Annotated in this window: 15 protein-coding genes; 7 read left to right on the top strand and 8 right to left on the bottom strand. The window is 71.6% G+C overall.

The features are described from left to right. Window positions 1-129: 129 nt before the first annotated feature. Window positions 130-969 carry an endolytic transglycosylase MltG gene (gene mltG, locus ACIQV3_RS08045; protein WP_403710903.1) on the bottom strand — a complete coding sequence of 280 codons (840 nt, stop codon included), beginning with the start codon at window positions 967-969 and terminating at the stop codon, window positions 130-132. Window positions 970-1,032: 63 nt separating this feature from the next. Further along, entirely contained in the window at window positions 1,033-2,985 is a 1,953-nt protein-coding gene (locus ACIQV3_RS08050; RefSeq protein ID WP_403710905.1) for an ABC transporter ATP-binding protein, read from the bottom strand. Window positions 2,986-3,092: 107 nt separating this feature from the next. Here ACIQV3_RS08050 and ACIQV3_RS08055 point away from each other — a divergent pair, with 107 nt between their 5' ends. Continuing rightward, a complete protein-coding gene (locus ACIQV3_RS08055; RefSeq protein ID WP_403710907.1) occupies window positions 3,093-3,578 on the top strand; it encodes a MarR family winged helix-turn-helix transcriptional regulator in 486 nt (161 codons plus the stop codon). Window positions 3,579-3,662: 84 nt separating this feature from the next. After that, window positions 3,663-6,599 carry an FAD-binding and (Fe-S)-binding domain-containing protein gene (locus tag ACIQV3_RS08060; RefSeq protein WP_403710909.1) on the top strand — a complete coding sequence of 979 codons (2,937 nt, stop codon included), beginning with the start codon at window positions 3,663-3,665 and terminating at the stop codon, window positions 6,597-6,599. A 44-nt stretch (window positions 6,600-6,643) separates the two neighbouring features. On the opposite strand, the gene ACIQV3_RS08065 is transcribed toward ACIQV3_RS08060, so the two are convergent. The 4 genes from ACIQV3_RS08065 to ACIQV3_RS08080 all read right to left on the bottom strand — a co-directional run bounded on the left by ACIQV3_RS08065 (window position 6,644) and on the right by ACIQV3_RS08080 (window position 10,999). Further along, a complete protein-coding gene (locus ACIQV3_RS08065) occupies window positions 6,644-7,237 on the bottom strand; it encodes a hypothetical protein (protein WP_403710911.1) in 594 nt (197 codons plus the stop codon). Between the two features lie 73 nt (window positions 7,238-7,310). Further along, a complete protein-coding gene (locus ACIQV3_RS08070; RefSeq protein ID WP_403710913.1) occupies window positions 7,311-8,186 on the bottom strand; it encodes an IS5 family transposase in 876 nt (291 codons plus the stop codon). A gap of 80 nt (window positions 8,187-8,266) precedes the next feature. Then, a complete protein-coding gene (locus ACIQV3_RS08075; RefSeq protein ID WP_403710916.1) occupies window positions 8,267-9,568 on the bottom strand; it encodes a sulfite oxidase in 1,302 nt (433 codons plus the stop codon). A gap of 123 nt (window positions 9,569-9,691) precedes the next feature. After that, window positions 9,692-10,999 (bottom strand): tryptophan 2,3-dioxygenase family protein, encoded by a 1,308-nt coding sequence (locus ACIQV3_RS08080; protein ID WP_403710918.1) that lies wholly within the window; start codon window positions 10,997-10,999, stop codon window positions 9,692-9,694. A gap of 250 nt (window positions 11,000-11,249) precedes the next feature. Between ACIQV3_RS08080 and ACIQV3_RS08085 the strand changes: the two genes are divergently transcribed. Together ACIQV3_RS08085 and ACIQV3_RS08090 are read left to right on the top strand one after the other, a co-directional pair. Beyond that, complete coding sequence (locus tag ACIQV3_RS08085; protein WP_403710920.1) at window positions 11,250-13,184, top strand: ABC transporter transmembrane domain-containing protein; 1,935 nt, start codon at window positions 11,250-11,252, stop codon at window positions 13,182-13,184. Next, window positions 13,181-14,962, top strand: a complete 1,782-nt coding sequence (locus tag ACIQV3_RS08090) for an ABC transporter ATP-binding protein (protein WP_403710922.1) — start codon at window positions 13,181-13,183, stop codon at window positions 14,960-14,962. Before ACIQV3_RS08085 ends, ACIQV3_RS08090 begins: the two co-directional genes overlap by 4 nt. 152 nt (window positions 14,963-15,114) lie before the next feature. Here ACIQV3_RS08090 and ACIQV3_RS08095 read toward each other — a convergent pair whose 3' ends face one another. Next, a complete protein-coding gene (locus tag ACIQV3_RS08095) occupies window positions 15,115-15,906 on the bottom strand; it encodes a metal-dependent hydrolase (protein WP_403710924.1) in 792 nt (263 codons plus the stop codon). 144 nt (window positions 15,907-16,050) lie between these two features. Here ACIQV3_RS08095 and ACIQV3_RS08100 point away from each other — a divergent pair, with 144 nt between their 5' ends. The 3 genes from ACIQV3_RS08100 (at window position 16,051) to ACIQV3_RS08110 (ending at window position 20,028) form a co-directional block, all read left to right on the top strand. Beyond that, on the top strand, window positions 16,051-18,573 hold the full coding sequence (locus ACIQV3_RS08100) for a DEAD/DEAH box helicase (RefSeq protein ID WP_403710926.1): 2,523 nt from the start codon (window positions 16,051-16,053) through the stop codon (window positions 18,571-18,573). A gap of 106 nt (window positions 18,574-18,679) precedes the next feature. Beyond that, window positions 18,680-19,582, top strand: coding sequence for an acyl-CoA thioesterase II (locus ACIQV3_RS08105; RefSeq protein WP_250745037.1), 903 nt, complete (start codon window positions 18,680-18,682; stop codon window positions 19,580-19,582). A gap of 32 nt (window positions 19,583-19,614) precedes the next feature. After that, window positions 19,615-20,028: a YchJ family protein gene (locus tag ACIQV3_RS08110; RefSeq protein ID WP_403710927.1), complete on the top strand. Its 414-nt coding sequence runs from the start codon at window positions 19,615-19,617 to the stop codon at window positions 20,026-20,028. On the opposite strand, the gene ACIQV3_RS08115 is transcribed toward ACIQV3_RS08110, so the two are convergent. Continuing rightward, window positions 19,992-20,882: a DUF6397 family protein gene (locus tag ACIQV3_RS08115; protein ID WP_403710929.1), complete on the bottom strand. Its 891-nt coding sequence runs from the start codon at window positions 20,880-20,882 to the stop codon at window positions 19,992-19,994. The two genes, ACIQV3_RS08110 and ACIQV3_RS08115, sit on opposite strands and share 37 nt — an antisense overlap. Between the last annotated feature and the right edge of the window lie 118 nt (window positions 20,883-21,000).

The following is a 21,000-nucleotide window of genomic DNA, read 5'->3' on the forward strand; positions in this document are numbered from 1 at the left end:
ACCTGGCACCTCGCCCCAGCCGACACATGACCACGAGGGGCTGCCCGGCCTCCGGCCGGACAGCCCCTCAACAAGATCTTCATCAGTCTTCTAGGCACCTTGCCCTGTGAGGCAGCGCACACAGGCTGCTCACGTCGCGCGCGAGGCCGAGCGGAGGCGGTTGAACTCGGCCACGTGCCGCTTGTGTTCCTCGTACGTCGCCGAGAAGCGGGTGTCACCCTGCTTGATGGTGACGAAGAAGAGCCAGTTTCCGGGTGTCGGGGCCACCGCGGCGGCCATGGCCTGCAGGCCGGGGCTGTCGATCGGGGTGGGCGGCAGGCCCTGGCGTTCGTACGTGTTGAAGGGGCTGTCGATCTTCGTCTCGCTCAGCTTGGTGTCCACCGTGGAACGGTTCAGCGCGTAGTTGATGGTGGAGTCCATCTGGAGCGGCATCGATTTCGCCAGCCGGTTGTGCACCACCCGGGCGACCTTGCCCATGTCCCCGAGGGTCTCGGCCTCCGCCTCGATGATGCTGGCGAGGGTGGCCGTCTGGTACGGGGTCATTCCGTGGGCCTTGCCGCCGTCGGCGACGGCCTTGGTGGCGAGGCTCTTGTTGGCCGTGTCCACCATGTAGGTGAGCAGTGAGGCCGGGGTGGACTTCGAGGTCACCGGGTAGGTGGCCGGGAAGAGGTACCCCTCCGGGTTGCCCTTCGCCTCGGCGGGCAGCGACAGCGCGGTCGTGGCGGCCGCGGCCTTGGCGGAGCCGGCCGGGAGCTTCAGTTCGCGGTCGATGGCGGCGTAGACCTGTGGGGCCCGCCAGCCCTCGGGGATCAGCAACTGGCGCGGCTTCTCGGGCGCCTGCTCCCCGGGAAACAGGGGGATCAGGAGGGCTACCCCGAGCCCCAGGACGGTTCCGAGGAAGAGCGCCAGCCTGCCCCGGCGCGTGAGCCGGGAACGGCGCGGTGACGGCGGCCGGTTCTCATGACGCATGCGGGCACGCTAACCCGCTAACCGTCGAATTCCCGACATCCGGCCCGTGCGCCGGTCATACGATCACACGTTCACCGGGGTCGGTTCGGTGCCGCGCAGGGTGTCTGGCTTGAACGTCCCGGGCTTGAGCAGGCCCGCCGTGCGCAACTCGGAACCGGGCGCCCCGGAGAGCAGTCCTCCGGACGCCGGTGTCTCCGGCTTGAGCGCGGTCTCCCGGTCGCGGCGCACGAGGGCGGCGTACCGGCCGTCGGCCTTCAGCAGTTCCTCATGGGTGCCGCGCTCCGCTATCCGGCCGCCATCGAGGACGACGATCTGGTCGGCGTCGCGGACGGTGGAGAGACGGTGGGCGATGGTGATGGTGGTGCGGCCCTCGGAGAGGTTGTCGATGGCGCGCTGCACGGCGTGCTCGGTGCGGGTGTCCAGCGCGCTGGTGGCTTCGTCGAGGATCAGCACCGGCGGGTCGCGCAGGATGGTGCGCGCGATGGCCAGGCGCTGCTTCTCTCCGCCGGAGAACCGGTAGCCCCGCTCGCCGACCAGGGTGTCGTACCCGTCGGGGAGGGACTCGATGTGGTCGTGGATCTGGGCCGCGCGGGCCGCCTCCGCTATCTCCTCATCGGTGGCGTCCGGCTTGGCGAAGCGCAGGTTGTCCGCGACGGAGGCGTGGAAGAGGTAGGTCTCCTGGGACACCACGCCGATGGAGCGGGCCAGGGAGTCGAAGTCGAGGTCGCGCACGTCCACGCCGTCGAGGGCGACCCGGCCGCCGGTGACGTCGTAGAGCCGGGGCACGAGATAGCTCAGCGTGCTCTTGCCGGATCCGGTCGGGCCGACCACCGCGAGGGAACCGCCGGCCGGGACCGTGATGTCGATGCCCGTGAGGGTGGGGCCGCTCTTGGCGTCGTAGGCGAAGTGGACGTCCTCCAGGCGGACCTCGCCCTTGGCGCGGTCCAGGCGGACGGGTTCCTCGCGCTCGGTGATGTCCACCGGCAGGTCGAGGTACTCGAAGATGCGGGCGAAGAGCGCCAGGGAGGTCTGGATCTGGACGCCGGTCGACAACAGGCTCACGGCGGGCCGGAACAGGCCCTGCTGGAGGGTGACGAAGGCGACGAGGGTGCCGACCGAGAGCGAGGGGGCTCCGCTCTGCAGGGCTATGCCGGCCGCCCAGTAGATGAGCGCCGGCATGGCGGCCATGACGATGCCGATGGTGGACATCCGCCAGCGCCCGGCCATGCTGGAGCGCACTTCGAGGTCGACGAGCTTCTCGGACTCCTCCGCGAAGGAGCTGGTGAGCGAATCGGCGCGGCCCATGGTGCGGCCGAGCAGGATGCCGCTGACCGACAGGGACTCGGTGACCGTCGCGGCCATCGCGGCCATCTGCTTCTGGCGCTGCGCGGTGATCTTCTTGCGCTCGCCGCCGACGCGGCGGCTGATCCACACGAAGACGGGCAGCAGGGCGAGCGAGACGAGCGTGAGCCGCCAGTCGAGCGCGAGCATCGCGACGACCGAGGCGATGACGGCCGTCGCGTTCGAGACGAGGGAGGTCGCCGTGGAGGTGACCGTGGCCTGCATGCCGCCGATGTCATTGGCGATGCGGGACTGCACCTCGCCGGTGCGCGTACGGGTGAAGAAGGCCAGCGGCATCCGCTGGAGCTGGGCGTAGACGGCGGTGCGCAGATCGTGCATGACGCGCTGGCCGACGGTGGTGGATATCAGGGTCTGGAGCACGCCGAAGATGCTGGTGACGACGGCGGTCGCGATCATGCCGAGGGCGAGCAGGCTCAGCAGCCCGGTACGGCCCTGCGGGATCGCGACGTCGAGGATCTCCTTCAGCAGGAAGGGGGTGGCGACCCCGACCAGCGAGGAGGCGGCGACCAGCACGCCGACGACGGCGAGGCGGCCCCGGTAGGGCCGGAACAGGCCGACGATGCGGCGCAGCTCGCGCGGCCGCTCGTCCGGGGCGGGACCGCTGGGGTCCAGGGATTCTTTCGAGGGCTCCCACTCGGGTTCCTTGGGGCGCATGGGCCTCCTTCATGACAGGTGACGAGACTCGAATGAGCATAGCTCATTGTTACCTATACTCACAATGAATCTGGTCCTGATATCGTTCCCATTATGAGGACCGCAGCATGAGCACCGCTTCCGAGACCACCGACGGCACTGACGCCACCGCCGACACCACGGACAGCGTGCTCGCCGAGCAGCTGCTCCGGCTGACCCGGCGGCTCCACCGCATCCAGAAGCGCCATCTGGAGCCGCTCGGCATCACCCCGGCCCAGTCCCGGCTGCTGCGCACCGTCGCCCACCTCTCCGCGGTGCGACCGCCCCGGATGGCGGATCTCGCGGCCCGCCTGGAGGTGGTGCCCCGTGCCGTGACCACACTGGTCGACGGCCTGGAGAGCGCCGACTGCGTCCGCCGCGTGCCCGACCCGGAGAACCGCCGTGTCATAAGGATCGAGCTCACCGACACCGGCCGCGCCACGCTGCGCCGCCTGCGCAACGCGCGAACCGGCGCCGCAGAGGAGATCCTGGCTCCATTGACCGCCGATCAGCGCGAGGTGCTCGGCGGCTTGCTGAACGCTCTGGCGGACGCTCCGGCGGAGCACGGCTGCTGACGGGCGACGGTCCGGCCGGGACCGGGCCGGGGCTGCGCCGAACGAGTGAGAACGACCGACACGGCGCGAGTTGAGGGGCTGCAGATGCCACTGCTGGAACCGAAGCCGGGGGCCCTGCGCCCGCGCACCCCCAGCGGCCCCGCCCCCGACCGCGTGCCGGACCGCAGGTCGACGGGCACCCCCGAGCCGCTGCGGAGCGAGCTGGCCGAACTGCTGGGCGCCGGCAAGGTGCTCTCGGGCGTCTCCGACCTGGTCCGGTACGCCTCGGACGCCTCCCCGTACCGGTTCCTGCCGCAGGTCGTCGTGATCGCCGAGGACATCGACGACGTCTCCGCCGTCCTGTCCTACGCCCACGGCAAGCAGCGCGAGGTGGTCTTCCGGGCCGCCGGGACCTCCCTCAACGGTCAGGCCCAGGGCGAGGACATCCTCGTGGACGTCCGCCGCCACTGGGCCGGGGTCGAGGTGCTGGAGGAGGACCTGCGGGCCCGGATCCAGCCCGGCACCACGGTCGTGCGCGCCAACGCCGCGCTCGCCCGGCACGGCCGCGTCCTCGGCCCGGACCCGGCCAGCGCCATCGCCTGCACCCTCGGCGGAGTCGTCGCGAACAACGCCTCGGGCATGACGGCGGGCACCACGAGGAACTCGTACCGCACCCTGTCCTCCCTCACCTTCGTCCTGCCGAGCGGCACCGTCGTGGACACCGCCGACCCGCTCGCCGACGGGGAGCTGGCGCACGCCGAGCCCGCCCTGTGCCACGGGCTGATGGAGATCAAGAGGGAGATCGAGGCGGATCCGGAACTCGTCGCCCGCATCCGGGCCAAGTACGAGATCAAGAACACCACCGGCTACCGCCTCGACGCCTACCTCGACGGCGCCACCCCGGTGGAGATCCTGCGCGGGCTGATGGTCGGCTCCGAGGGCACGCTCGGCTTCATCGCCGAGGTCGTCTTCGACACCCTGCCGCTGGACCGCGAGCTCACCAGCGCCCTGCTCTTCTTCCCCTCGCTGCCCGCCGCGGCCGCCGCCGTACCGCTCTTCAACGAGGCGGGGGCGCTGGCCGTCGAGCTGATGGACGGCAACACCCTGCGCGCCTCGGTGAGCGTCGCGGGGGTCCCCGCCGACTGGGCCGCTCTGCCCAAGGACACCACCGCGCTGCTGGTGGAGTTCCGGGCCCCCGACGAGGCCGGCCGCGCGGAGTACGAGCGGCGGGCCGCCGGGGTGCTGGCCGGGCTGGACCTGGTGGCCCCGGTGGCCTCGGTGACCAACGCCTTCACCCGCGACGCCAGGACCATCTCCGGTTACTGGAAGGCCCGCAAGGCCTTCGTCACGGCCGTCGGCGGCGCCCGCGCCTCCGGCACTACCCTGATCACCGAGGACTTCGCCGTCCCCCCGTCCCGGCTGGCCGAGGCCTGCGAGGCGCTCCTCGAACTCCAGGCGGAGCACGGCTTCGACGCCGCCGTGGCGGGCCACGCCGCCCACGGCAACCTGCACTTCCTGCTCGCCTTCGACGCCGCCCGGCCCGCGGACGTGGAGCGGTACGCCGCGTTCATGGACGCCTTCTGCCGGCTCACCGTGGAGCGGTTCGACGGCTCGCTGAAGGCCGAGCACTCCACCGGCCGCAACATGGCCCCCTTCCTGGAACTGGAGTGGGGGCCCCGGGCCACCGAGATGATGTGGCGCACCAAGCGGATCATCGACCCCGACCTGGTGCTCGCCCCGCGGATCCTCCTGGACCGCGACCCGAAGGCGCACCTGCGCGGCCTCAAGACGATCCCCCAGGTGGAGGCCGTCGCCGACCCCTGCATCGAGTGCGGGTTCTGCGAACCGACCTGCCCCAGCGAGGACCTGACGACCACCCCGCGCCAGCGGATCGTGCTGCGCAGGGAGATGATGCGCCAGCAGCCCGGCTCCCCGGTGCTCGGCGGCCTGCTCGATGCGTACGGGTACGACGCCGTGGACACCTGCGCCGGCGACTCCACGTGCAAGCTCGCGTGTCCCGTGGGCATCGACACCGGCGCCCTGATGAAGGACTTCCGCCACCGCCGGCACAGCCCGCGCGAGGAGCGCGCCGCCGAGCTCGCCGCCCTGCGGTTCGGCGCGGTCGAAGTGGCCGCGCGGCTCGCCGTGGCCGCCGCCGACAAGATCACCGATGCCGTCGGGGACGGGATCCTGCGGGCCGTGACGGGGGCCGCGCGCAAGGCCGTACGGCCCGACCTGGTTCCGGAGTGGCTTCCGCAGGTCCCGGGCGCCGCGGCCCGCAAACTGCCCGTCACCCGGCGCGCGGGCGCCGCCGCGGTCTACTACCCGGCCTGCGTCAACCGGATCTTCGGCGGCCCCGACGGTACGTCCGGGCCCTCCCTGCCCGAGGCCGTGGTGGCGGTGTCGGAGCGGGCGGGCAGGCCGGTGTGGATCCCCGGGGACGTCCGGGGCACCTGCTGCGCGACGATCTGGCACTCCAAGGGGTACGACGCCGGCAACCGCGTGATGGCCAACCGGATCGTGGAGGCCGCCTGGGGCTGGACGGCCGGCGGACGGCTGCCGATGGTGGTCGACGCGTCCTCCTGCACCCTGGGCATCGCGCACGAGGTGGTCCCCTACCTGACGGACGACAACCGGGCCCTCCACTCCGAGCTGCGGATCGTCGACTCCGTCGTCTGGGCCGCCGAGGAGCTGCTGCCGCACCTGGAGGTCCGGCGCACGGTCGGCTCGGCGGTGCTCCACCCCACCTGCTCGATGCGGCACCTGGACGACGAGGCGCAGTTGCGGGCGGTGGCCGAGGCCTGCGCCGACGAGGTGGTGGTCCCGTACGACGCGGGGTGCTGCGCCTTCGCCGGCGACCGCGGCATGCTGCACCCGGAGCTGACGGAGTCGGCGACGGCCCGCGAGGCCGCCGAGGTGACGGCGCGGGAGTTCGACGCGCACCTGTCGGCGAACCGGATGTGCGAGGTGGGCATGGACCGGGCCACGGGCCGCAGCTACTACTCGGCGCTGCTGGAACTGGAGCGGGCCACCCGGCCCTAGGGCGTGTATCGGAAGTGGTCTGGTGACCGTTCCGGTTCAGGTCGCTAGCCGGCGGAGACAACCCGGTCGGGCCGACCGCGTGGGGCGATGGCCACTTCGTGGACCGCGCCTCCCTCGGTGGTCATGCGAATCCGGTCGGGAGCCGTCCACACGGTCTCGCCGAGTCCGTTGTCTTCGGAGTCGCCGTTGAAGCAGCCGACATTCCACCGGCGCTCCAGCGGTGGGTGCCCCTGGTGGACGTAGACGCACCAAACCGGGTCAAGGGAGCCGCTCCGTGACACCACGACCAGTCGGCGGTCGACACGGCCGGGGGCCGCTTCAGTCTTCAATGCCTCGTCCGACCCACCGAACGCGGCGGAGACAAAGCCCCCGACGAGCAGCGTGGGAACGCCGATGACGAGCAGCGCGATGAGCAGGGGCATACGCAGCAAAGACTCGGCCAGTCCCAGGAGGACCGCCCCGATGAGCGTGGCCAGGGCGAGAAATCCCAGCAGGAGGACGTACTCACGGAGGCGGAGCAGCAGGATCAGCTCGCCCTCACCTCCCGCCTCGAACCCGACTATGGCCGCGACGCCGAAGATGGCTGCCACCGCCAGCAGCAGGAAGGCCAACGGTGTGCGATATCGAGTGAAGTTCATGATCCCCCGAACGATGTGGATCATGCAGCCTAAGGGGGAAGGCGGGACAGAGGCTAGGGTCGACAGGTGTGAGTCACAGCCACTCGTTGATAGCCGCGACAAGCACGGTCGCCTCGTAGCGGACCGCGAGCTTGTCGTACCGCGTGGCGACGGCGCGGTGCCTCTTGAGGCGGTTGATCCCGCACTCGACCGCGTGGCGCTCGCGGTAGTCGGCCAGGTCGAAATGCGGTGGCCGGCCGCCGTGGGAGCCGAGTCTCCTGCGGTTGCGCGCTTGGTCGACCTTGTTCGGGATGGTGCAGCGGATTCCTCGGCGGCGCAGGTAGGCGCGGTTCTTGCGTGAGGCGTACGCCTTGTCGGCCCGAACGCGGTCGGGGCGGACCCGCGGCCGGCCCGGTCCGATGCGGGGTACGCGGATCTTTGCCAGCACCGGTTCGAACTGCGGCGAGTCTCCTCGCTGCCCCGCCGTCACCACGATCGACATGGGCTTTTGACCTTGCTCCACGGCCAAGTGCAGCTTGGTGGTGAACCCGCCGCGCGAGCGTCCGAGCCCGTGGTCACCCGGCTCGGTGGCCACTCCACCCGGCGGTTCCTTCTGCAGGTCACCCCGCTTTCGGGCTCCAGCCGCATGCTGATGGGCGCGGCACACCGTGGAGTCGACGCTCAGGTCCCACACGATCGCACCCTTCACGTCGGCCAGGGACTGGAGCCGGGTAAGGACCCGGTGCCAGGTGCCATCCCGCTGCCACCGGCGGAACAGATCGTAGATCCGGCCCCATGGTCCGTACTCCGCGGGCACGTCCCGCCACGGAACACCGGTCCGGACCCGGAACCGTATGCCGTCGATCAACTGCCGCCGAGGCCAGACGGGCGGCCGCCCCGCCTTCGCCCCCTTCGGCAACAACGGCTCCAGCACCGCCCACTGCTCGTCCGTGAGATCTCCCCGCCCCATGAACGATGATCATTCACCGCCAAGATCCATTTTCGACACACGGCCTAGGGCCGGGAGGCCCAGCCCCTCCGGTGCTCCGGTCAGACCACGGTCACCTGGTGGTGCACCACGGCGTCGAACAGGTAGCCCTGCGTGTTGTGGGCCGTGGTCGCCGGCTGGGTCCGTCCGGTGGCGTCGGTGGCCCGCGCGAGCAGCGCGGTCGGACCGGTGGCGCGCGGGGTCCACGGCAGGGACCAGCGCACCCAGCTGCCCCGGCGCGGGGCGTCGTGCAGCCGGGCCCGCTGCCAGCGGTGCCCGCCGTCGGTGCTGACCTCCACCCGGTGGACGGGCGCCGCGCCCGACCACGAGCGCCCGGTCAGCAGCCGCGTCCGGTGGGCCGGGACGGTCGCACCGTGCTCCAGTTCGAAGGCGCTCTTGAGGGTCTGCCGGGTCAGCGGGGCACTGCCCTGCGGGGGCTGGTCGGGCCCGAACAGCCGGTACAGGTCGGTGTTCCACGGTGTGTAGAGGGGCTGCCCGCTCACCTCGATGTCCCCTACCCACTTGATCGAGGAGATCCCGATCCAGTCCGGTACGACCACGCGGACCGGACCGCCGTGGTCGGGCGGCAGCGGCTCGCCGTTCATCTCGTACGCGAGGATCACGTCGTCGAGGGCCTTGGAGACGGGCAGCGGGCGCCGCACCCGGCCCAGGTTGACCCCGTTCGTGACCACCTCGTCGTCCAGCCCGCGGGGCAGTACGTCCACGGCTGCGCGGGTCAGGCCGGCTCGCTTCAGGACGTCGGACAGCCGGGCGCCGTGCCAGCGTGCCACGCCGATCGCGCCGAGGGTCCACGCGGTCCCGGTCACCTGCTGCCCCTGCTGGGTGGTGTAGAAGCTCCGGCCGTTGCCCGCGCACTCGATGAACAGGGTCCGCTCGACCGCCGGCAGTGCGCGCAGCCTGTCGTAGGAGAAATCGACCGGCCCTCCGGCCAGGGCGTCGCCCCACACCTTCAGCCGCCAGTCGTGCGCGTCGAGGCGCGGGGTGACGGTGTGGTTGCGTACGAAGAACCGGTCGAGCGGGGTCAGCTGGCCCGTGCCGCGCAGGGCTGCGAAGTTCGTCTCCGCGTTGGTGCCCCGGATGGTGAACAGCTCGGGCGGCAGCGGCTTCACGGTCCCGGGCGCCGCGGCAGCGGCGGTCGTCGCGCCGGCGGCGGTCACGTCTCCGGCGGTCACTGCTCCGGCGGTTCCGGCGGCGCCCAGGCCCAGGGAGCCGGCCGCGGCCCCAGCGGCGAACAGCTTGAGCAGGTCGCGGCGGTCCACCCCGGAGGAGCGGGCGCGGCCGCGCGCCCACTGCCGCAGGCGCGCACGGTCGTACTGGCTCTCGTCCGACAGGTCGAGGGGCATGGCGGGACACTCCTTGGTCGTGTTTCCCGACGGACCGTAGGAGCCCGGCCCCACTTGCGGGAACCTCCTCGTCCCGATGGCCACGAACCTGCAACACAGCCGCAATGACGGACGGTTCGCGCGTCAGGCGCTGGTGTCCAGCTGCCAGAACAGCCGGTTCTCGAGGCATCGCGTCAGGTAGGGAACGCCATCGGTGTAGCCCGAGCCGTGGGCGTCGCCGAGCATGCGTGCGGCGAGCCCGCGATGCGCCGACTTCCACCGCTGGTGCCCGCTCTCCAGACGGCTGATCGCCGTGTCGAGCCGGTCCCACCCCGCCCGGCCCGGGCCCCCCGCGTTCCGGAGCTCGCGGTAGGCCCGGGTGACGGTGTCATGGCCGGGATCCTCCGACTCGGCCCGTACGACGGGCACGCTCGTGAACGCGGACGACCGCAGGCGGGGCACGGTCGGAACGCCGCACAGACCCTCGAAGCGTTTGTACTGTTCGGACTGAATGGCGCTGGCACCCTGGGTGTATTGCCGGAAGGCCGAGAACTGCTCCGCCCTCATCGTGGCCACGACGCGGAAAAGCGTCGCGGCCCGCTCGAACATGACCACCACGCGCTCCACCAGCTCCGCGGCCCCTTCCGGATTGCCCGCGCGCAGCGCCCCGATCACCTTCTTCACGGATTCCACCATTGCGGTGAAATGCATTTCGTGGGTCTGGAGGACGCGAATGAAGAAGTATTCGTCATGCACGACGGAGACGGGCTGGACGGTGACGTCGAACCACCGGGCTCGATCGTTCGCCGGCGGCCGGGGCAGGCCATCGGCGAGGCCTTCGAGGCGGGACCGGGGCGTGTGCGCCAGCCTCGACGGAAGGTCGTCGGCCTCCGGCGCACCGAGCCCCGTCGGCACGAGCCGCAGGGCGTGCCTCAACCGCGTGCTGAGCGTCGCCGCATCCGGCCGGTCCCGCCCGGACCCCGCCGGCGACCCGGCCGCCGCCTCGATCTCGAAACGCACCACGTCGGCCATCAGCAGGGTCGACATCCGGTCCGCGCTCAGCGCGGCGTCCCGGTGGTCCATGAGGAGTTCCAGGACCGGCAGCGCGAGGTAGGTGCGGTTCTGGAAGCGTCCCTCGTGTTTGTCGAGGACGCAGTCGAGAAAAGCGTCGAGGAACGGGCGGTCCACCCCGTGCCGCCGCCTGATGTCACTCAGCATGACGCGTACTCGATCCGACAGGAAATGCTTCCCCTTCCCCCGCACGTGTTCCGTCACGGACCGGGCGAGGGAAATACCATCGGATTCCTCCGGCATTCGGTCAGCGGTCGCCCACCGTCTGATCTCACGCAGGGCCGAAGCCCGCGATCCGCACGCGTCGCGAAGCGCGCACGCGCGGCCTCCGGCCGTTTTTCCTGCGCACTCGACCGTATTGCTCTCCGGGTCCGTCGACATACGTCTCTCCCAAGCCGTCATGCGGGGTGAAGGGTCGCTCTTCACTAGGCATGATCGAAAGACCGCGCGTCATGTCTCGGGAATTCGTGCCTTGACAGCGGACGCCGCACCCGCTTCGAGGTGCCCGGCCGCCGGGTGAGCGGCAGGTCCGCCCGCACAGAGCTCCGGCCAACGGAAAATCGATTGCCCCGGACGGGTACGGAACGCGAACCTTGCACGGTTTGGAACTCTCGACCAGTCATGGGGCGTCATGCAGATCAGCGATCTTCCGTATCCGGACCCAGGGGTACCCGATGCTCGCTCCGGCCCCCGGTTCCTCTGGTGGCTGGGGCGGGGCCAACTCGGCGGACAGGCCAAAAGCCTGGGCTGGGGGCTGCTCCACTTCGGCGGCGTCGCGGGACTGCCGTACACCGTGGGCCTGGGCATCGACGCGGTCGTGGACGGCGACGGCGGCCGGCTGCTGTGGGTCGGCGGTCTGACCGCGCTGCTCGGCGTCGCGATCTCGGTCGGCGACGCGATGCTGCACCGTACGGCCGTCACCAACTGGATCACCGCCGCCGCGCGGGTCCAGCAGCTGCTCGCCCGCAAGACCGCCGAGCTGGGCTCCGCCCTGACCCGGCGGGTCGCGGCGGGCGAGGTGGTGGCCGTGTCCACGGGCGACGTGGAGAAGATCGGCTGGTTCGTCGAGGCGGTCTCCCGCTTCCTGGCCGCCGCCCTGACCCTGGTCATCGGCTGTGTCGTCCTGGTCTTCTACGCGCCCACGATCGGCGTGGTCGTGGCCATCGGCATGCCGGTGCTCGCCCTGGCCGTCCTGCCCCTGCTGCCGCGCGCCACCCGGCGCGCAGACGTCCAGCGGGAGAAGGCGGGCAAGGCAACCGAGCTGGCCTCGGACACCGTCGCGGGGCTGCGGGTGCTGCGCGGCATCGGCGGCGAGGAACTGTTCCTCGGCCGCTACCGCGAGGCCTCGCAGCAGGTCCGCGAGGCGGCCGTGCACAGTGCCCGGATGTGGGCGCTGATCTCCGCGATCCAGGTGCTGCTGCCGGGCGCGCTGCTGATCACGGTGGTCTGGTACGGGTCCGCGCTCGTGCTGGACGGCCGGCTGGACGTCGGCGAACTCGTCGCCGCCTTCAGCGCGGTGGCGACCATGCTCTACCCGCTGCGGCACTTCGAGGAGATCGCGATGGCGTACTCCTTCTCCCGCCCCTCCGCCAAGCGGGCGGCGCGGGTGCTGTCGCTGACGCGGCACGGCGCGTCGGTGGATGCCGGTGCGGAGGCGATGGTCTCCGCGGAGGCGGAGGCGGAGGCAGGGGCGGGGGCAGAGGCGAAGGCGGAGGCCGGCGCGGAGCCCGTGGCCGCCGTCGAGCCGGTCCGCGTCGCCGAGAGCCCGCGGACCCCGGCTCCCGGCGCGGACCTGTACGACCCCGAGACCGGGCTGCTGGTCCCGGCGGGCCGACTCACCGCCGTGGTGTGCGGGGACCCCGACCTGGCGGGCCGGCTCGCCGAGCGCCTGGGCGGGCACCCGATCGACGCCACGACCGGGCCCTCCGTCCTGCTGGGCGGGGTCGCGCTGGACGAGCTCGCGCTCGGCACCGCGCGCGAGCTGGTCCTCGTACAGGACAAGGATCCGGTCCTGCTGTCCGGGACGCTGCGCGAGCTGTTCGACGTGCCGGCGTCCGGAGCGGTCGCACCGCCGGCGGCGCTCGCGGCGGCCCAGTGCGCGGACGTACTGGACGCCCTCCTGCAGTCCGCCCCGGACGGGGTGGACGACCCGATGGACGCCAGGATCACCGAACGCGGCCGCTCGCTGTCCGGCGGGCAGCGGCAGCGGCTGGCGCTGGCGCGGTCCCTGGTGACCGACCCCGAGGTGCTGGTGCTGGACGAGCCGACCTCGGCGGTCGACTCGCACACCGAGGCCCGGATCGCGGAGGGGATCTCGGCCCTGCGCTCCGGTCGCACGACGGTGGTGCTGGCGTCCTCGCCGCTGCTGCTGGACCGTGCCGACCGGGTCGTCCTGATCCACGAGGGCAAGGCGGCGGCGAACGGCACGCACCGCGAGCTGCTGCGCGGCGACCCCCGCTACCGGGCGGTCGTCACCCGCGAGACCGAGGAAGAGCAGCGGACCGAGGAAGAGCAGCGGCTCCCGCGGCTGGAATCCGTACTGACAGAGATCGAGGAATCCGCATGATCGGCGTGGCGCCGCCGGACTACGATCCGGCCGCCCCGGAAACCGCCGCGACCCTGCCCGTGGGCAGCTCCGCGACGGTACGGGGCTACGTGCGCGGCCTGTTCCGCCGCCACCGGCGGGCCTTCCTGGTCCTGGTGGGGGTCAACACGGTCGCGGTGATCGCCTCCATGGTCGGCCCGTACCTGCTGGGGCAGGTCGTGGACCGGCTCTCGGAAGGGGCGCGCGACCTCCATCTGGGCCGGGTGGGGCTGCTGTTCGCCCTGGCGCTCGGGGTCCAGACCGTGTTCGTGCGGCTGGTCCGGCTGCGCGGGGCGATGCTCGGCGAGGAGATGCTGGCCGATCTGCGCGAGGACTTCCTCGTGCGGTCGGTGGGCCTGCCGCCGGGCGTGCTGGAGCGCGCGGGAACCGGTGATCTGCTGTCGCGGATCACCACGGACATCGACCGGCTGGCCAACGCGATGCGCGAGGCCGTGCCGCAGCTGGCCATCGGCGTGGTCTGGGCGAGCCTGCTCTACGGGGCGCTCGCCGTGACCGCGCCGCCGCTGGCGCTCGCCGCGCTGGTGGCGCTGCCGGTGCTGGTGATCGGCTGTCGCTGGTACTTCAAGCGGGCGCCCAGGGCCTACCGGTCCGAGGCGGCGGGGTACGCGGCGGTCGCGGCCGTGCTCACCGAGACGGTGGACGCGGGCCGCACCATCGAGGCGCACCGTCTCGGCGGGCGCCGGATCGAGCTGTCGGAGCGGCGGATCAAGGAGTGGACGGCGTGGGAGCGGTACACGCTGTTCCTGCGCACGGTCCTCTTCCCCGTCGTCAACGTCACCTACGTGACGATCCTCGGCTCGGTGCTGATGATCGGCGGGTACTGCGTGATCCAGGGCTGGATGTCGGTGGGGCAGCTGACCACGGGCGCCCTGCTCGCGCAGATGATGGTCGACCCGATCGGTCTGATCCTGCGCTGGTACGACGAACTGCAGATCGCGCAGGTCTCCCTGGCCCGGCTGGTGGGCGTACGGGAGATCGAGCCCGACGCGGGCGACGCGGGCGTCTCCCCCGACGGCCGGGACGTCCGGGCGGACCGGGTGCACTTCGGGTACCGCGAGGGCGTCGACGTACTGCACCAGGTGTCGATGTCGGTGCCGCCGGGCACCCGGATGGCCCTGGTCGGGCCTTCGGGTGCGGGCAAGTCCACGCTGGGCCGGCTCCTGGCGGGCATCTACGCGCCGCGGACCGGTGAGATCACCCTCGGCGGGGCGCGGCTGTCGCAGATGCCGGCCGAGCGGGTGCGCGAGCACGTGGCCCTGGTCAACCAGGAACACCACGTGTTCGTGGGCTCCCTGCGGGACAACCTGCGCCTCGCCCGTACGGAGGCGGGTGACGCCGAGCTGTGGGCGGCGCTCGGCGCCGTCGACGCGGAGGACTGGGCGCGGGCGCTGGACGCCGGTCTGGACACCGAGGTCGGCTCGGGCGCCTCGGCGCTGACCCCGGCGCAGGCGCAGCAGATCGCGCTGGCCCGGCTGGTGCTGGCCGATCCGCACACGCTGGTGCTGGACGAGGCCACCTCCCTGCTGGACCCGCGCGCGGCCCGGCACTTGGAGCGCTCGCTGGCCCGGGTGCTGGACGGCCGGACGGTGATCGCGATCGCGCACCGGCTGCACACGGCGCACGACGCGGACGTGATCGCGGTGGTCAAGGGCGGCCGCATCACCGAGCTCGGCTCGCACGAGGACCTGGTCGAGGCCGACGGCGCGTACGCCGCCCTGTGGCGCTCCTGGCACGGCTGACCGCCGCCGCATCCGCCTGCCCTGGGCCGTTTCCCATGGCGCGAGCCGTGGTGGAACCAGCAGCCTCACCATCACCGTGCCTCTGGTCCTGACGTAGCCCGGCGGCCCGGCGGCCCGGCGAGCGGGCCGCCGGGTCAGAAGAAGCCGCCCCGTCAGAAGAAACCGAGGGCCGAGGCTCCGCCGACTCCGCCGAGGAGCATGAACACCGGCATCAGGACCTTGAGCTCCACCCAGCTGCCGGCGCGGAAGCGCAGCATCTTCGGCGGGCCGATCGGATACCAGCGCTTGCCCGCGATGGGCAGGGGCCACAGGATCGGGCAGCCGGACACGGTCAGGGCGTCGCCGATGTCGTGGACCAGTGCGCCGAGCACGACCGGGAGGCCGAGCCACAGGTACTCCTGGCCGGGGGCGGTGAAGAGCCAGTCGGAGCCGTTGCCGGGCTGGTCGAGCACGCCGGCCAGTATCCAGGCGCTGGTCGCGCCGAGCAGCCAGACCAGGACGTCGCTGGACATGCGGGCGGCCCGCCACAGCAGGCCTTCGACGGCGAGGACCAGGTGGACGAAGAGGAGGGCGAGGACGCCCCACCGGTCCGTGGTGACGGCGATCGCGGAGGAGCCGGCGCCGATCAGGACGGCCCAGACCCAGGTGTGGGTCAGGGTGCGGTGGCCTCCGGTGCGGCGGGCGTCGCGCGGTGAGCGGGTCGCCTTGTAGACCCCGTAGGAGATCTTGTCGACCACCTCGCACAGGATCCGGGAGAGCGGGCCGAAGGCGCGGGAGATCGTCGCCGACTTGTGGTCCAGGTCGGGGGCGAGGGCGGCTCCGGCACAGATGAGCGCGCCGACGGCGAGGACGGGCCAGGGCATCGGGTGCCCGGCGGCCGCAGCCGCGGCGCCAACCCCCAGCCAGGCCGCTGCCCCGGACAGTGAGTGCGCCGGACCCATCATGGTCGTTCCCGCCCCGGTGGTGTGCTGGTCGGGCCCTGTTGACGGTGTCGTTCGGGCCTCATCGACGGCACAGCGTACCGTCGATGATCTTCCTTCTATCCTCCGGTTCCCTGATCCGGGAGGAAGCCAGGCAAGATGGGGGGTGTGACCCTCATTGATCAGCTCCCGCCGAACGCCGACCCCGACGCCCTCTTCGAGGCTTTCTCCTCGTGGGCGGAGGACCAGGGCATCACCCTGTACCCGGCTCAGGAGGAAGCGCTGATCGAGGTCGTCTCGGGCGCGAACGTGGTCCTGTCCACCCCGACGGGCTCCGGCAAGAGCCTGGTGGCGGCGGGCGCGCACTTCACGGCCCTGGCTCAGGACAAGGTCACCTTCTACACCGCGCCGATCAAGGCGCTGGTCTCGGAGAAGTTCTTCGACCTGTGCAAGCTCTTCGGCACCGAGAACGTCGGCATGCTGACCGGCGACGCCTCGGTGAACTCGGACGCGCCGGTGATCTGCTGTACCGCCGAGGTGCTGGCCTCGATCGCCCTGCGCGACGGCAAGTACGCCGACATCGGCCAGGTCGTGATGGACGAGTTCCACTTCTACGCGGAGCCGGACCGCGGCTGGGCCTGGCAGATCCCGATCCTGGAGTTGCCGCAGGCGCAGTTCATCCTGATGTCCGCGACGCTCGGCGACATGAAGCGGTTCGAGGAGGACCTGACCCGGCGCACCGGCCGGCCCACCTCGGTGGTGCGCTCGGCGACCCGGCCCGTCCCGCTGTCGTACGAGTACGTCACGTCGCCGATCACCGACACCATCACCGAGCTGCTGGAGACCCGGCAGGCGCCGGTCTACATCGTGCACTTCACGCAGGCCCAGGCGGTCGAGCGGGCACAGTCGCTGATGAGCATCAACATGTGCACCCGCGAGGAGAAGGACAAGATCGCCGACCTGATCGGCAACTTCCGCTTCACCACCAAGTTCGGTCAGAACCTCTCCCGTTACGTCCGCCACGGCATCGGCGTGCACCACGCGGGCATGCTGCCCAAGTACCGCCGCCTGGTGGAGAAGCTGGCCCAGGCCGGTCTGCTGAAGGTCATCTGCGGCACCGACACCCTCGGCGTCGGCGTCAACGTCCCGATCCGCACCGTGCTGTTCACGGCGCTGACCAAGTACGACGGCACCCGGGTCCGCACGCTGCGCGCCCGCGAGTTCCACCAGATCGCCGGCCGCGCCGGCCGGGCCGGCTTCGACACCGCCGGTTATGTGGTGGCCCAGGCGCCCGAACACGTCATCGAGAACGAGAAGGCCCTCGCCAAGGCGGGCGACGACCCGAAGAAGCGCCGCAAGGTGGTCCGCAAGAAGGCCCCCGAGGGCTTCGTGGCCTGGTCGGACACCACCTTCGAGAAGCTCATCGGCGCCGACCCGGAGGCGCTGACCTCGCGCTTCAAGGTCACCAACATCATGCTCCTGTCGGTCATCGCCCGGCCCGGCGACGCCTTCAAGGCGATGCGCCACCTGCTGGAGGACAACCACGAGCCGCGCAAGGCCCAGCTGCGCCACATCCGCCGGGCCATCGCCATCTACCGCTCGCTCCTGGACGGCGGTGTCGTCGAGAAGCTCGACACCCCGGACGCCGAGGGCCGCACGATCCGGCTGACCGTCGACCTCCAGCAGGACTTCGCGCTGAACCAGCCGCTGTCCACCTTCGCGCTGGCCTCCTTCGACCTGCTGGACCCGGAGTCCCCTTCCTACGCGCTGGACATGGTCTCGGTGGTGGAGTCCACCCTGGACGACCCGCGTCAGATCCTCGCCGCCCAGCAGAACAAGGAACGCGGCATGGCCGTGGGCGCGATGAAGGCCGACGGGGTCGAGTACGAGGAGCGGATGGAGCGGCTCCAGGAGATCACCTATCCCAAGCCCCTCGAAGAGCTGCTCCTGCACGCCTACGACGTGTACAGCAAGAGCCACCCGTGGGTCCGCGACCACCCGGTCTCGCCGAAGTCGATCATCCGCGACATGTACGAGCGCGCGATGACCTTCACCGAGTTCACCTCGTACTACGAGCTGGCGCGCACCGAGGGCATCGTGCTGCGCTACTTGGCGAGCGCCTTCAAGGCCCTGGACCACACCATCCCCGACGACCTCAAGTCCGAGGACCTCCAGGACCTGATCGAGTGGCTCGGCGAGCTGGTCCGACAGGTCGACTCCAGCCTGCTCGACGAGTGGGAGCAGCTGGCGAACCCGGAGGTGGAGACGGCGGAGCAGGCCCAGGAGAAGGCCGACCAGGTCAAGCCGGTCACCGCGAACGCCCGCGCCTTCCGCGTCCTGGTCCGCAACGCCATGTTCCGCCGGGTGGAGCTGGCGGCCCTGGACCACGTCAACGTCCTGGGCGAGCTGGACGGCGGCTCGGGCTGGGACGCCGACGCCTGGGGCGAGGCCATGGACGGCTACTGGGACGAGTACGACGACCTGGGCACGGGCCCCGACGCACGCGGCCCCAAGCTGCTCCAGATCGAGGAGGACCCGGCGCACGGCCTGTGGCGCGTCCGCCAGACCTTCGCCGACCCCAACGGGGACCATGGCTGGGGCATCAGCGCCGAGGTGGACCTCGCCGCCTCCGACGAGGAGGGCCGGGCGGTCCTGCGCGTCACCTCGGTCGGCGAACTCGGACAGCCCTGACCCCCCTCCGGTTCCGCCCGGGCGGGCACCCCGCCCGCAACCGACCCCCGACCCGCAACCGACCGGCGCCGCCGCGGCGGCCTGGCCCGACAGTGGAGATCCTCTGATGACGAACCCCGCCGAGAGGCTGGTCGATCTGCTCGACCTGGAGCAGATCGAGGTCAACATCTTCCGGGGCGCCAGCCCCCAGGAGTCCCTCCAGCGCGTCTTCGGCGGCCAGGTCGCCGGCCAGGCGCTGGTGGCGGCAGGCCGCACCACGGAGGGCGACCGGCCCGTCCACTCCCTCCACTCGTACTTCCTGCGCCCCGGAATCCCCGGAGTGCCGATCGTGTACCAGGTGGAGCGGGTGCGCGACGGGCGCTCCTTCACCACCCGCCGGGTCACCGCGGTCCAGCAGGGCAAGACCATCTTCAATCTGACCGCCTCCTTCCATCAGCCGGAGGAGGGCAGCATCGAGCACCAGCTGCCTCCCCGCCTCGACTTCCCGCACCCGGACACGCTCCCGAAGGTCGTGGACGAGATCCGCGAGCACCTGGGCACGCTGCCCGAGGCGCTGGAACGGATGGCCCGCCGCCAACCCTTCGACATCCGCTACGTGGACCGGCTCCGCTGGACCCCCGAGGAGCTCAAGGACGCCGATCCGCGCAGCGCGGTGTGGATGCGCGCCGTCGGCCCGCTGGGCGACGACCCGCTCGTGCACACCTGCGCCCTCACCTACGCCAGTGACATGACCCTCCTCGACGCCGTGCGCATCCCCGTCGAGCCGCTGTGGGGCATGCGCGGTTTCGACATGGCCTCCCTCGACCACGCCATGTGGTTCCACCGGCCGTTCCGGGCGGACGAGTGGTTCCTGTACGACCAGGAGTCGCCCATCGCGCACGGTGGCCGGGGCCTGGCCCGCGGCCGCATCTACGACCTCGAGGGCAAGCTGCTGGTGTCGGTGGTCCAGGAGGGCCTCTTCCGCCCGTACGGCGCCAAGGCGTCCAAGCCGGCCGTATCCCCGCAGTAGTCCCTCACCTCCCCGAAGAACTGAGTGCTTCCATGCCCACCCCGGCTCCCGCTCCAGCCGTTCCCTGCCCTTGCGGGCTGCCCGCCGTCTACCCGGAGTGTTGCGGCCGCTTCCACTCCGGCGAGCGGCGTGCGCCCACCGCCGAGCTGCTGATGCGCTCCCGGTTCAGCGCCTTCGCCGTCGGCGACACCACCTACCTCCTGCGCTCCTGGCACCCGTCGACCAGGCCGGGCGTGCTCGACCTGGATCCCGGGCAGCGCTGGGAACGGCTGGAGATCCTGGCCACCGAGCGGGGCGGGATGTTCGAAACGGAGGGCTCGGTGGAGTTCCGGGCGCACTACCGCGAGGGCCGGCACACCGGCTCGCTGCACGAGCACAGTTCCTTCGCCCGGGAGAACGGGGCCTGGGTCTACGTCGGCCCCCTCTCCCCCGTCGACTTCGACTGACCCCTCGCTCCGGTCAGGGCGAAGCCGAGGCTGGTGCGGTACCACCCGATCTCGTCCGGTGACCCGGCCCTCAGCAGCCGGGCCGCCACTTCGGCGGCCGCCGGAACCTGAGGGTGCCCGTAGGGCGGGGGCGGGGCGAGCGCGCAGAGCAGGATGCGTTCCGCCGGGTCGGGCACGGTCGCGCGCACGTCGTCCCCGGGGAGCACGGAGGCCAGTACGGCAGCCCGCTCCCAAGGGTCGGCGGTCCGTCTCAGCAACAGCCCGACGTGCCGTTCGCGCCACTTCCGGGGGCGCAGGTCGGCCCTGGCCTCCATCAGCTCCCGGTCCCCCGGGGGCGCGCTCCCCCTCAGCATCGCGGGCTCGCGGGCCGCGAAGTCCCGTAGCTCCGCGGTCAGATAGAGCCACACCACCGCCCGGTAGCGATTGATCCGGTATCCCACCGGGGTGAGGTGTCCGCAGCGTGCGAGCCGGGTGAACCGGCTCGGACCGACCCCCAGAGCGGCCGCAGCGGCCTCCGCTCCCGCGACCGCCTCCACGCGCTCGATCAGCGCCTCCGGAAACCCCTCGGCCGACCGGACCCGGTCGAGCTCGGTCCGGGTGTACCGGGCCGCCCCGGCGCCCCCTGGGGGGCCGGCCCGTACGAGGCCCAGTTGCACGGCGCGGGCGAACTCGACTCGGCTCAGCCCCAGTTCCTCCGCGGCACGCCCGCCGCCCAGCAGACCGGCGACCTCGCCGCACCCGGCCACCACGGGCTCTGCCGTCGCCTCCGTCGCCGTCTCCGTCGTCGTCTCAGTCGTCGTCCCAGTCGCCGTCTCCGCCGCCACCGCCCGCAGTGCCTGAACCGTCCGTGTCATTGCGCTCTCCCCACCAGAGTGATTACTGTGTGTGAAGAACGTAACTCAGAGCTACCACACCCCGCAGGGGCTGTGGACAACCCGGAGAGGACGAAGAGGAAGGAAACGCGCCGCCCGC

The organism is Streptomyces sp. NPDC099050, from assembly GCF_044759865.1.
Taxonomy (GTDB): domain Bacteria; phylum Actinomycetota; class Actinomycetes; order Streptomycetales; family Streptomycetaceae; genus Streptomyces.